The organism is Enterobacter sp. HK-058-C-ECC (genome assembly GCF_047531125.1).
Taxonomy (GTDB): domain Bacteria; phylum Pseudomonadota; class Gammaproteobacteria; order Enterobacterales; family Enterobacteriaceae; genus Enterobacter; species Enterobacter quasiroggenkampii.
Genome location: NZ_JBLKCH010000012.1, coordinates 52,174 through 63,795, shown reverse-complemented (window position 1 = coordinate 63,795; position 11,622 = coordinate 52,174). Strand labels below are relative to the sequence as shown.

Here is an 11,622-nt window from a genome sequence, read left to right as displayed (position 1 = left end):
CATTTAGCTGAGCAGCGTAAAGGCAATCATCCCGACAATTGCACCCGTCGTGCCGAGAATGGTTTCCATCAGCGTCCAGGTTTTCAGGGTTTGCGCTTCGGTGGCGCCGGTAAACTTACCGAACAGCCAGAAGCCGGCGTCGTTAACGTGAGAGACCACAATCGAACCACCCGCGATACAAATAGAAAGCGCGGCCATCTGGGCACCGGAGTAGTTCAGCTGTTCAATCACCGGCATCACCAGACCCACGGCGGTTAAACACGCCACGGTAGCAGAACCCTGGATGATACGTACCGCCGCAGCCAGCACAAAGCAGGTCACCGCAATCGGCAGGCCCATCCCGGTCAGCGCTTCACCCAGAGCCGGGCCCACGCCGGAATCCACCAGCACCTGCTTGAACACGCCGCCTGCACCGATCACCAGCAGGATAATCCCCGCAGGCTGCAGCGCAGCACCGCAAATCTCCATCACCCGGTCTTTTGGCATCCCCTGACGCATCGCCAGGCCGTAAATCGCCACCAGGCACGCCACCAGAATCGCCGTAAACGGGTGACCGATGAACTCAAACCACTCGTAGGCAGTGGACCCCACCGGCACAAAGCGCGCAGCGATGGTTTTCAGACCCACCAGCACCAGCGGCAGCAGGATCAGCGACAGGCTGAAGCCGAAGGATGGCATTTTGCCCTCGCCCAGGTGCGGCTCGGTGATGTCATCCGGAATATGCAGCTCAACGTAACGGCTGATGAAGTTGCCCCACAGCGGGCCGGCGATGATCATCCCCGGGATTGCCGCGCACAGGCCAATCAGAATCATCCAGCCAAAGTCGGCGTGCATCTGGGATGCCAGCAGCATCGGGGCGGGTCCCGGGAGCAGAAACGCCGCAGCCGCCGCCACGCCCGCAAACAGCGGAATGACCAGCTTCACGAGGTTAGTACCGGTATGGCGCGCCATGGAGAATGCGACGCTTATCAGCAGCACAACGGCCACTTCGAAGAACAGCGGCAGCGCGCAAATCAGACCGGCCAGACCAATCGCGTAATGCGCACGGCTGTGGCCAAAGGATTTCAGCATCTTGACGGCAATCTGGTCGACCGCACCCGTCTCGTGCAAAATCTTGCCAAACATCGCGCCCAGCGCGACCACAATCGCCAGGAAGCCCAGCGTACCGCCCATCCCTTTTTCCATCGTCGCGGCGATCTTGTCGAGCGGCATACCGGAAAAGAGACCAGCACCAATAGAAACCACCATCAAAGCAACAAAGGCGTGCATACGCGCCTTCATCACTAAAAACAGCAGCAGCAATACCGAACCCACTGCTGTCAAAACTAGCGTTAATGTACTCAAAACTTACTGCCTTTTATTAATGACCTCGATGGTGCTGGCAACAACACCCTCCAGTGACTGATCGATATCAACCACTAAGACGTCTTTCTCGTCTTCACCCGGTTCCTGCAGCGCTTCGAACTGCGTTACCAGCATCTGGGTTTTGAAGAAGTGACCTTTGCGCGCCTTCAGGCGGCTTTCAATCACCTCGAAATCCCCTTTCAGGTAGATGAAAGAGAGGTTTGGGTTGCCGTCGCGCAGCAGGTCGCGATAGGTTTTTTTCAGCGCGGAGCAGACGATCAGGGAGACTTTGTTGGTGCGCTGCATCGCGAACGCGGCGTCATTCAGCGCCTGCAACCACGGTTTGCGGTCGTCATCGTTCAGCGGCTCGCCGGAGGCCATTTTCATGATGTTGCTGCGCGGATGGAGGAAGTCGCCATCAAGAAACGCAGCCTGGAGTTGATGCGCCACTTCGCTGGCCACGGCTGATTTCCCGCTACCGGAAACGCCCATCAGGACGTAGACGTGGTGATCGTGATTAGTCGTGCTCAAAGGGTGTCCCTCAGTCAATTGTTACGGGTAACAGTTATCGGTAACATTGTCCTGCTGGGGCAAAAGAGAAGCAATATCCAAACGTGCGCGAAGTGAATAAGTGTGAGCTACTTCAAATTTGTCAGTTCAAATAGATCCACCCGGTGACAAGGTGAAACCTAAATCTAACATTTTCGGGGTCACCGTCTCGCCACGAATGCGCGCCAGCAGGCGTTCTGCGCCAATACGGCCCATACGTTCACGCGGCGTCAGGACGCTCGCCAGACGCGGCTCCATCACCTGGCCAATATCGTGGCCGTGGAAACCGGCGATCGCCATATCATCAGGGATCTTCAGCCCCAGACGCTGACACTCAAATGCTGCGCCGACCGCAAGGTCATCGTTGGTACAGAAAATACCGTCCAGTTGCGGATACTCGCGTCGTGCCTGACGCATCAGCTCAATACCCGACGTATAGGAAGAGGACTGCTCCACCATCACGCTGTACGGGGTTAAGTTCGCGTCGAGCATCGCCTGTTCGTATCCCTTCTGTTTGATGATAGTACGTTCATCAAGACGCGCACCCAGATAGGCGATATGACGATGCCCGCGGGCGATAATGGCCGCCGTCATCTGACGCGCCGCTTCGAAGTTATCAAACCCCACGGCGATGTCGAGGCACGGCGACTGGCTGTCCATCAGCTCCACGACTGGGATACCGGCCACTTCAATCATTTTGAGCGTGCGGGCAGTGTGGGTTCGTTCGGTTAAAATCAGGCCGTCAATGTTCCAGGAAAGCATCGATTCAAGACGTTCCTCTTCGAGTTCCGGCTTGTACCCGTAGTGGGCGAGCATGGTCTGGTAGCCAAACGCATCGGTAACGCTTTCGATTCCACGTAGTACTTCGGCGAAAACCTGGTTGGTCAAAGAAGGAAGCAGAACGCCCACCGCGCGGCTGGTCGCATTGGAGAGAATATCGGGCGCGCGGTTGGGGATATAACCCAGTTCATCAAGGGCAGCGGCAATCTTGCCACGTAACGCCACGGAAACCTGTTCCGGGTTACGTAAAAAACGGCTGACCGTCATTTTGGTCACACCGACGCGATCGGCGACATCCTGAAGTACGGGGCGTTTCTTTTTCATCGTCCTGAGAAATCTTGAAGTGAGAGATTTGCTCAGTTTACCACGGACAAAGCCCATCCTTCCCCTGTCAAAGGGAAGGATGGGGATTTATTTATGTTTTATTACACCGGCGGCAGGTCAAACAGCAGAATTTCGCTTTCGCTGTCGGCGTGCACGGAGATCGCCTGCTCGTCCCAGATGGCCAGACCATCGGCGGTTGTCGCTTTGGTCCCGTTGATGGACACGTCGCCTTTCACCACCTGGATCCAGACGCGGCGGTTAGCGGCAATCTGATGCACGGACTGTTCATCTTTCGCCAGCGCCCAGCGGTACAGCTCCATATCCTGATGCACTTTCAGGGAGCCTTCACGCGCATCCGGGGAGAGCACCAGTTGTTTACCCTGTTTGGCGTCGAAGCGGCGCTGCTCGTAGCGCGGCGTGATGCCGGTCTCTTCTGGAATGATCCAGATTTGATACAGGTGCAGTTTTTCCGTTTTGCTTGGGTTGTACTCAGAGTGACGCACCCCGGTACCCGCGCTCATAATCTGGAACTCGCCCGCCGGAACCTGCTCTTTGTTGCCCATGCTGTCCTGGTGCTCAACCGCGCCTTCCAGCACATAGGTCAGGATTTCCATGTCTTTGTGCGGGTGGGTACCAAAGCCCTGGCCTGCATCAATCACGTCGTCGTTAATCACGCGCAGTGCGGAGAAGCCCATGAAGTTCGGGTCGTAGTAGTCGGCAAACGAGAATGAATGCCATGAGTCCAGCCAGCCATGATTCGCGTGACCACGTTCGTTTGCTTTGCGTAAGTAGATCATTGTTTTCACCCTCAGTTCGTTTCGATGGAGTAAGTGTGGACGCAAACGGCCTGGGATCATAGAGGGTGAAAATTGACTCCTCTGTTCAAAAATTGTGAACAAGTGCAGAGGAGCCGTTTTTGCTTATTTTGCGAGGGTTATCGTGGCAGGAGAAGCCTGTTCGAAGGCCCGTTCAAGGATTTCAAGGTTGGTCAGAACGTCAGATTCCTTGACGTAATTCGCCGTGCCGTTTGTGAGGGTCTCAAACAGCGCATCATAGACGCGGCCATAGTCGCCGGTTTCCGGCTTCAGCGTTTCTTTGACCGTCACGCCCTCGTCGTTCACATACTCCAGCACGCCCACGGAATCGTCCGCGGCAAAGCCTGGCTCACCCGGCATGATATTGGCCTTCAGGCTGGTCTCCTGCTGGTCAATGCCGTATTTGATAAACGAACCTTTAGTGCCGTGAACGATAAATTTCGGGTAGTCGATTTTCACCAGATGGCTGGTTTTGACGATGGCCTTCAGGTCGCCGTAGAACAGCTGGGCTTCGAAGGTATCGTCCGGGTTGGCTTTATTGCGCAGGCTGCGAATGTCATACGCCACGTGGTCCGGGCGGCCAAACAGGGAGATGATCTGGTCCATGGTGTGCACGCCCAGACCATAGAACGAACCATCCTGCGGCAGTCCGGGTTGCGTTTCCGCCACCGGACGGTAGTAATCGAAGTGACTTTCGATTTCCACGATGTTGCCGAGCTTGCCGCTTTCAATCGCTTTTTTCGCCGTCAGGAAGCAGCTGTCAAAGCGACGGTTCTGATACGGCGTGACGGTCAGGCCTTTGCTTTTCGCCAGCGCGAACAGCTCTTTCGCTTCGGCAATAGTCGGGGTGAACGGCTTTTCTACCAGCACGTTTTTACCCGCATTGAGCGCGCGTTTGGCATAGTCAAAATGGCTGTCGGCATGGGTGCAGACAACCACCAGCTTCACCTGCGGGTCGTTAAGCACCTCATCGAGATCGCTGGTGAAGTGGATGTGGGAATACTGCGGAGATTGCTCTTCCGGCTTCGCGCGGCGGCGGTAGATATGGGCCACATGCCAGCTGTCTTTGCGGTTAAGGACATACGGCAGGTGATAGCGGGTCGTACTTTTACCAAATCCAATAAATGCGCAATGTAGTGTCATAGCTCAGTCCTTTTGGAAGGTTACTGAGTCTAACCATAACAAAAAAAAGCCAGCTAAAAGCTGGCTAAAGTAATACTGGAAGCAATGTGAGCAATGTCGTGCTTTCAGGTTCCCGTAGGGGTCTTCCTGAATGCAAAGCAATAATAATCATTCTCATTCGCACTTGTCCAATACTTTTTGCAAAAAATAGCGGTTGACTCAAATTTTAAAGTCATTGATGTTGGAAGGGACGTTTAACTGACTGAGGAACAAGGAATGAGTGAGATAGTGATACGCCATGCGGAACCGAAAGATTATGACGCCATTCGTCAGATCCACGCCCAACCGGAGGTGTACCACAACACACTACAGGTTCCTCATCCGTCTGAGCAAATGTGGCAAGAACGACTCACCGACCAGCCCGGCATTAAGCAACTGGTCGCCTGTATAGACGGTAATGTCGCCGGGCATCTGTGCATCGCCGTCGCGCAACGCCCACGCCGCAGCCATGTGGCTGATTTTGGGATTTGTGTCGGCGCGCAGTGGCAAAACCGGGGCGTTGCCAGCGCGCTGATGCGCACCATGATTGATATGTGCGATAACTGGCTGCGCGTTGACCGCATTGAGCTGACGGTGTTTGTCGATAACGAGCCGGCGATTGCGGTGTACAAAAAATACGGGTTCGAAATTGAAGGCACCGGCAAGCGCTATGCCCTGCGCAACGGCGAATATGTGGACGCGTATTTTATGGCGAGAATGAAGAAGTAGTGATTTGCCGGGTGGCGGCTTCGCCTTACCCGGCCTACGTTCGTGCAGTTGTAGGCCCGGTAAGCGCAGCGCCACCGGGCAATACATCAATACCCCGCCGTCAAATCATCCACCGAACGCGGATCTGATGCGCCAAACAGCGCTCCGTCCGGCCCCACCATAATGCTCTGGGTGCTACCCATCGCCTCTTTCACCACCACCTTCTGCCCACGCTGCTCAAGCAGTTTAATGGTGTCCGGGCTAAAGCCCTTCTCGACGCGCAGCTCGTCCGGCAACCACTGGTGGTGGAATCGCGGGGCGTTGGTGGCTTCGGCGACGTTCATCCCAAAGTCGATGCTGTTCACCACCATCTGCAATACGGTGGTGATAATCCGGCTGCCGCCCGGGCTACCGGTTACCAGCCAGGTTTTGCCCTCTTTCACCACGATGGTGGGCGACATGGACGACAGCGGGCGTTTCTTCGGCCCTACCGCGTTCGCATCGCCGCCGACCAGCCCGTAGACGTTCGGCACGCCCGGCTTGGCAGAGAAGTCATCCATCTCGTTATTCAGCAGAATGCCGCTGTTACCCGCCACAATCCCGGTGCCGAAGGTCGTGTTGAGCGTATAGGTCACCGCCACCGCGTTACCGTCTTTATCCACCACCGAGAAGTGGGTGGTCTGGTTGCTTTCATACGGCGCCAGCTTGCCGGGGCGGATCTCGCTCGACGGCTTAGCCTTGTTGATGTCGATCTGATCGGAAATAGATTTGGCATACGCCTTGTTGGTCAGCGCCTGCCACGGTACCTTCACGAAGTCCGGATCGCCGAGATATTCCGAGCGGTCGGCGTAGGCGCGTTTTTCCGCTTCCGCCATCACCTGCATGGCATCCGCACTGCCGAAGCCGAACTTGTGCATATCGAAGTTTTCAAGAATGTTGAGGATCTGCACGATGTGAATGCCCCCGGAAGACGGTGGCGGCATGGAGAAGACCTCGTAGCCGCGGTAGGTGCCGCTAATCGGCTCGCGTTCCACCGCCTTGTAGTCCGCCAGATCCGCTTTGGTGATAAGACCGCCGTTCTTCTGCATCTCTTGCGCAATCTGGTCGGCAATCGCCCCTTTGTAGAAGGCGTCAGGACCGTGCTCGGCAATCAGCTCCAGGCTTTTAGCGAGGTTCTTCTGCACCAGCTTATCGCCCTTCTTCAGCGGTTCACCGTCTTTCCAGAAGATGGCCTTGCTGTTTTCGTGATTCGGAATCACTTCGCTGCCGTAGGTTTTGAGGTCGTCTGCCAGCGCGTCATTCACCACAAAGCCCTCCCGCGCCAGCTTGATAGCAGGCTGCACCACCTTGTTCAGCGGCATCGTGCCGTATTTTTCCAGCGCCAGCGAGAAGCCCGCAACGGTGCCCGGCGTGCCGGACGCGAGATGCGAGGTCAGGGATTTTTTACTGTCCGGGTTGCCCTGGTCATCGAGGAACATGTCCCGTGACGCCTGAGAAGGTGCCATTTCACGGAAGTCGATGGCGGTGGTTTTCCCGTCTTTGGTACGCAGCATCATAAAGCCACCGCCGCCCAGGTTCCCCGCCTGCGGGTGCGTCACCGCCAGCGCGTAGCCGACGGCGACCGCCGCATCCACCGCGTTACCGCCCTGCCTGAGAATATCGACGCCCACGCGGGTCGCCAGCGCATCCACGGATGCCACCATGCCGTGGGTTGCCCGCACGGGATGAAAAACATCTTCCTCCACGCCGTAAGAGACCGGAGGCGCCGCGGGCGGGTTGGCCGCCACGCTAAATGTACCGCCTGCCATCAGCGCGGCGAGGGCGACCCAGCGCAAAAACGTTGGTTTCATCATTATTGTTCTCCAGGTGAAGGGATCCATATTCCCCGCTTAAGCCTGGTTCACAACTCCTAAAAAATCATCGTCATGGTGAAATCAGGGTAAACTTAAGAGAGACCTCAACAGGAGGAAATGACAATGAAACGCTTATTGATTCTTACGGCGCTGATCCCCTTTGCCGCGCTCGCACAGCCACTCAACACCATGAATAACCCGAACCAGCAGGGGTATGTCATCCCGAGCCAGCAGCGTATGCAGACCGAGATGATGAGCCAGCAACAGCAGCAAAAAGGGATGCTGAATCAGCAACTGAGAACACAGACCCAGATGCAGCAGCAAAGCCTGCAAAATCAGATGAACGCCAACACCCAGCGCGTGCAGCAGGGGCAGGTGCGCGAGCAGCCGCTGCCGAATAAAAACGGTGGAATGTTAGGTGGGATGACCTCGTCAGGCAGCGGACAGCAGCATATGCTGCCGCCGCAGTCGAATGGCAGTATGCTTAATCCGCAGAACTAAAGTCCGGGCCGATCAGGTCAATCGCATCGGTACAGATGCTGTCCACGCCCCAGCGCAGCAGTTCGGCCGCACGCTGGGGTTTATTGACGGTGTAAACCAGAATACGCAGACCCGCGTCTTTTAGCATCTTCACCCGCGCCTCATCCAGCAGCTTGTGATTAAGATGAATAGAGACACACGCTAAGCGCGTCGTTAGCTCGCGCCAGTCCTCGCGCCACTCGTCCAGCAGCAGCCCGAGCGGCAGTTCCGGCGCTGCGGCCTGCGCGGCCTCCAGCGCATCGATTTCAAATGATGACAGCAGCGGCGCGGTCATCCCCTCCCACAACTCGCGCGCGGCAAGGGCAATGACTTTGCCCGTCAGCGGCCCGGTGCCAGTGGTCGGTTTAATTTCAATATTGGCCATCATGCCATGCTGGCGACAGCGATCGGCCACTTCCGCCAGCAGCGGCAGCGGTTCGCCTTTGAATTCGCCGCTGTACCAGCTTCCGGCGTCGACTTTCAGCAGATCGCGCCACGGCAGCTCGCCCGCGACGCCCCAGCCGTTGCTGGTGCGTTCGAGGTTATCGTCATGCAGCAGGAAAATCTCGCCGTCTTTCGACAGCTTGGCGTCGAACTCGATCATCGTGTGGCCGTAGCGCGCGCCAACGTCGATCGCCGCCAGGGTATTCTCCGGCGCCAGCTTACCGCCGCCCCGGTGGGCGACGACATGGGGATAAGGCCAGTTGCTCATACTCGTTGTCCTGTTTCACCGTCAAACAGGTGCAGATGATTTTCCGGCAGGTGTAGCCACAGCGTACTGCCTGCTTTAGGGCGCTCCTGATGTGCCAGCCGCACCACCATTTTTTGTTCGCCCCAGCGCCCGTGCGCCAGGTTATCTGCACCCAACATCTCCAGCGTGTCCATCACCAGCGGCACGCCGCCTTCCGCCTGAGTGGTTAAACCGATATGTTCCGGGCGGATACCGAGCGTCATCTTACGCCCGGCGTAGCCACGATAGTACCAGTTGATCGGCAATGCCATCCCGCTTTCCAGCTCAAAGTGCGAGCCCGCGCTGCTGATGCGCCCTTCCAGCAGGTTCATCGCCGGGCTGCCGATAAAGCTCGCCACGAAACGGGTGGCCGGTTTCTCGTAGACTTCCACCGGGGTACCAATCTGCTCGGCAACGCCTTTGTTCATCACCATCACGCGCTGGGCGAGGGTCATGGCTTCGACCTGATCGTGGGTAACGTACAGCGATGTGGTTTTCAGACGACGGTGCAATTGCTGCAGCTCAAGACGCATCTGCACGCGCAGCTTGGCGTCGAGGTTAGACAGCGGCTCGTCGAACAGGAATACCGCCGGGTCGCGCACGATGGCGCGCCCCATCGCTACGCGCTGGCGCTGGCCACCGGAGAGCTCGCGCGGGCGGCGCTTGAGCAGGCCGTCCAGTTCCAGAATACGGGCGGCTTCTTTCACGCGCTCCTCAATATGGCCTTTGCCCATGCCGCGGATTTTCAGCCCCCAGGCCATGTTCTCTTCCACGCTCATGTGCGGATAGAGAGCGTAGTTCTGGAAGACCATCGCGATGCCTCTGTCTTTCGGCTCCATCTCGGTGACGCGCTGGCGGTCAATCCAGATATCCCCGGAGGTCACGCGCTCCAGCCCCGCCACCATGCGCAGCAGGGTGGATTTGCCACAGCCGGACGGGCCGACCATCACGATAAACTCCCCGTCCGCCACGTCGAGCGTGAGCGGCTGAATCACCTGGGTTTTGCTGTCCCAGCTTTTGGTTACTGCCTGAAGTTTTAAACTTGCCATCTTATTTCTCGCTATCGACCAGGCCGCGGACAAACGCGCGCTGCATGGCTAAAACAATGACTACGGGTGGGATAAGGGTAAGCAGCATCGCCGCCATCACCTGGTTCCAGAGGGTGGTGCCTTCGCCGGTGGCAATCATGCCTTTAATGCCCGCCACGGCGGTGCCGAGATTGACGTCCTGAATAATCAGCAGCGGCCACAGGTACTGGTTCCAGCCGTAGATAAAGGTGATCACAAACAGCGCCGCAAGGTTGGTTTTCGACAGCGGCAGCACGATGTCGCGGAAGAAACGCATCGGCGATGCGCCATCAATGCGCGCCGCTTCAATCAGCTCGTCCGGCAGGGTCATAAAGAACTGGCGAAACAGGAATGTGGCGGTCGCCGAGGCCATCAGCGGCAGGGTCAAGCCCGCGTAGCTGTCGAGCATCTTCAGGTTGGCGATCACTTCCACCGTAGGGAAGATACGCACCTCCACCGGCAACATCAGGGTGATAAAAATCATCCAGAAAAACAGGTTGCGCAGCGGAAAACGGAACCAGACGATGGCGAAGGCCGAGAGCATCGACACCGTAATTTTGCCGACCGTAATGCCGAACGCCATGATGAAGCTGTTGAGCATCATCAGCCAGAACGGCGCGCTGTTGGCGCCCACGCCCAGGGTCCAGATGGTCTTCATATTCTCGAACAAATGTGTGCCTGGGATCAGCGTCATCGGCGTGTCGAACACCGCTTTGGTGTCCAGCGTGGCGGCGACAAAGGCCACGTACAGCGGGAAGAGGATGACGATAATCCCCAGAATCAGCATGGTATGGCTGAAAATCGTCAGCCCGCGACGGTTCTCAATCATTGGTAGCGCACCTTACTTTCGACATAACGGAACTGCACCACCGTGAGGATGATGACGAGGAACATCAGCACCACCGACTGCGCGGCGGAGGCGGAGAGATCCAGCCCGGCGAAACCTTCGCGGTAGATCTTGTAGATAAGCGTCGTTGTCGCCTGCACCGGGCCGCCTGCGGTCGCCGCATCGATTACCGGGAAGGTGTCGAAGAAGGCGTACACGAGGTTAACCACCAGCAGGAAGAAGCTCACCGGGGCGATCAGCGGCAGCGACAGTCTGAAGAAGCGACGAATCGGCCCTGCGCCATCAATCGCGGCGGCTTCCACCAGCGAACGGGGAATGGACTGCAGCGCGGCAAAGAAGAACAGGAAGTTATAGCTGATCTGCTTCCACACTGAGGCAAACACCACCAGGAACATGGCCTGACCGCTGTTCTGGGCGTGGTTCCAGTCGTAGCCGAACTCTGCCAGGAAATGGGTAATCAACCCTCGCCCCGGGTTAAACAGGAAAATCCACAGTACGGCGGCGACGGCGGGTGCCACGGCGTACGGCAGCAGCATCAGGGTCTGATAAATACGACTGCCGCGCACCACGTAGTCCACCAGCGCGGCGAAAAACAGCGAGGCGACAAGGCCGCTGACGGTGACCAGCGCGCTGAACTTCATCGTCGTCCAGAAGGCGTCCAGGTAGTAGCTGTCATGGAACAGCGCGGTAAAGTTGTCCAGCCCGACAAACTGGCTGGAGAGCCCAAACGGATCGACGCTTTGTACCGAGTACCACAGCGCTTCGCCCGCAGGCCAGATAAAGAAGATAACGGTGATGACCAGCTGAGGCGCGACCAACAGGTACGGCAGCCAGCGGGAACGGAACACCGGACGGGATGATGACATAGGTTAGCTCTGTAGGTATTCACCCCTCACCCTAACCCTCTCCCCAGAGGGGAGAGGGA

Annotated in this window: 12 protein-coding genes; 2 read left to right on the top strand and 10 right to left on the bottom strand. The window is 57.3% G+C overall.

The features are described from left to right. Positions 1–3: 3 nt before the first annotated feature. From gntU to ACMWJS_RS19295, 5 genes are all read right to left on the bottom strand, one after another. Positions 4–1,344 carry a gluconate transporter gene (gene gntU / locus ACMWJS_RS19315; RefSeq protein WP_014833577.1) on the bottom strand — a complete coding sequence of 447 codons (1,341 nt, stop codon included), beginning with the start codon at positions 1,342–1,344 and terminating at the stop codon, positions 4–6. Between the two features lie 3 nt (positions 1,345–1,347). Continuing rightward, the gene (gntK, locus tag ACMWJS_RS19310; protein ID WP_008503362.1) at positions 1,348–1,875 is read right to left on the bottom strand and encodes a gluconokinase; all 528 of its coding nucleotides are present in this window, start codon (positions 1,873–1,875) and stop codon (positions 1,348–1,350) included. Positions 1,876–2,001: 126 nt separating this feature from the next. Continuing rightward, a complete protein-coding gene (gene gntR, locus ACMWJS_RS19305; protein WP_021242747.1) occupies positions 2,002–2,997 on the bottom strand; it encodes a gluconate operon transcriptional repressor GntR in 996 nt (331 codons plus the stop codon). A 101-nt stretch (positions 2,998–3,098) separates the two neighbouring features. Beyond that, complete coding sequence (locus tag ACMWJS_RS19300) at positions 3,099–3,794, bottom strand: pirin family protein (RefSeq protein WP_021242746.1); 696 nt, start codon at positions 3,792–3,794, stop codon at positions 3,099–3,101. Between the two features lie 123 nt (positions 3,795–3,917). After that, positions 3,918–4,955 carry an oxidoreductase gene (locus ACMWJS_RS19295; protein ID WP_063622868.1) on the bottom strand — a complete coding sequence of 346 codons (1,038 nt, stop codon included), beginning with the start codon at positions 4,953–4,955 and terminating at the stop codon, positions 3,918–3,920. Positions 4,956–5,210: 255 nt separating this feature from the next. Between ACMWJS_RS19295 and yhhY the strand changes: the two genes are divergently transcribed. Then, positions 5,211–5,702, top strand: a complete 492-nt coding sequence (gene yhhY / locus ACMWJS_RS19290) for an N-acetyltransferase (RefSeq protein WP_262781104.1) — start codon at positions 5,211–5,213, stop codon at positions 5,700–5,702. A gap of 86 nt (positions 5,703–5,788) precedes the next feature. Here the strand turns inward: yhhY and ggt are convergent, their stop codons facing one another. Continuing rightward, on the bottom strand, positions 5,789–7,534 hold the full coding sequence (gene ggt, locus ACMWJS_RS19285; RefSeq protein ID WP_414747433.1) for a gamma-glutamyltransferase: 1,746 nt from the start codon (positions 7,532–7,534) through the stop codon (positions 5,789–5,791). Positions 7,535–7,657: 123 nt separating this feature from the next. Here ggt and ACMWJS_RS19280 point away from each other — a divergent pair, with 123 nt between their 5' ends. Next, positions 7,658–8,035: a DUF2756 family protein gene (locus ACMWJS_RS19280; RefSeq protein WP_045328887.1), complete on the top strand. Its 378-nt coding sequence runs from the start codon at positions 7,658–7,660 to the stop codon at positions 8,033–8,035. Here the strand turns inward: ACMWJS_RS19280 and ugpQ are convergent. Genes ugpQ through ugpA form a run of 4 tightly spaced genes read right to left on the bottom strand, consistent with a single transcriptional unit; the run spans position 8,019 to position 11,563 of the window. After that, a complete protein-coding gene (ugpQ, locus tag ACMWJS_RS19275; protein ID WP_414747432.1) occupies positions 8,019–8,765 on the bottom strand; it encodes a glycerophosphodiester phosphodiesterase in 747 nt (248 codons plus the stop codon). The genes ACMWJS_RS19280 and ugpQ overlap by 17 nt on opposite strands. Next, positions 8,762–9,832, bottom strand: a complete 1,071-nt coding sequence (locus ACMWJS_RS19270; protein WP_414747431.1) for a sn-glycerol-3-phosphate import ATP-binding protein UgpC — start codon at positions 9,830–9,832, stop codon at positions 8,762–8,764. Before ACMWJS_RS19270 ends, ugpQ begins: the two co-directional genes overlap by 4 nt. A gap of 1 nt (position 9,833) precedes the next feature. Then, a complete protein-coding gene (gene ugpE, locus ACMWJS_RS19265) occupies positions 9,834–10,679 on the bottom strand; it encodes a sn-glycerol-3-phosphate ABC transporter permease UgpE (protein WP_414747430.1) in 846 nt (281 codons plus the stop codon). Then, positions 10,676–11,563 carry a sn-glycerol-3-phosphate ABC transporter permease UgpA gene (gene ugpA / locus ACMWJS_RS19260; RefSeq protein ID WP_032650577.1) on the bottom strand — a complete coding sequence of 296 codons (888 nt, stop codon included), beginning with the start codon at positions 11,561–11,563 and terminating at the stop codon, positions 10,676–10,678. The genes ugpE and ugpA overlap by 4 nt, the downstream gene beginning before the upstream one ends. Positions 11,564–11,622: the final 59 nt, after the last annotated feature.

Excerpts from the sequence above, each read along its gene's own strand:
- gntR (WP_021242747.1), bottom strand. The coding sequence starts at position 2,997 with ATGAAAAAGAAACGCCCCGTACTTCAGGATGTCGCCGATCGCGTCGGT.
- ACMWJS_RS19300 (WP_021242746.1), bottom strand. The coding sequence starts at position 3,794 with ATGATCTACTTACGCAAAGCAAACGAACGTGGTCACGCGAATCATGGC.
- ACMWJS_RS19295 (WP_063622868.1), bottom strand. The coding sequence starts at position 4,955 with ATGACACTACATTGCGCATTTATTGGATTTGGTAAAAGTACGACCCGC.
- yhhY (WP_262781104.1), top strand. The coding sequence starts at position 5,211 with ATGAGTGAGATAGTGATACGCCATGCGGAACCGAAAGATTATGACGCC.
- ggt (WP_414747433.1), bottom strand. The coding sequence starts at position 7,534 with ATGATGAAACCAACGTTTTTGCGCTGGGTCGCCCTCGCCGCGCTGATG.
- ACMWJS_RS19280 (WP_045328887.1), top strand. The coding sequence starts at position 7,658 with ATGAAACGCTTATTGATTCTTACGGCGCTGATCCCCTTTGCCGCGCTC.
- ugpQ (WP_414747432.1), bottom strand. The coding sequence starts at position 8,765 with ATGAGCAACTGGCCTTATCCCCATGTCGTCGCCCACCGGGGCGGCGGT.
- ACMWJS_RS19270 (WP_414747431.1), bottom strand. The coding sequence starts at position 9,832 with ATGGCAAGTTTAAAACTTCAGGCAGTAACCAAAAGCTGGGACAGCAAA.
- ugpE (WP_414747430.1), bottom strand. The coding sequence starts at position 10,679 with ATGATTGAGAACCGTCGCGGGCTGACGATTTTCAGCCATACCATGCTG.
- ugpA (WP_032650577.1), bottom strand. The coding sequence starts at position 11,563 with ATGTCATCATCCCGTCCGGTGTTCCGTTCCCGCTGGCTGCCGTACCTG.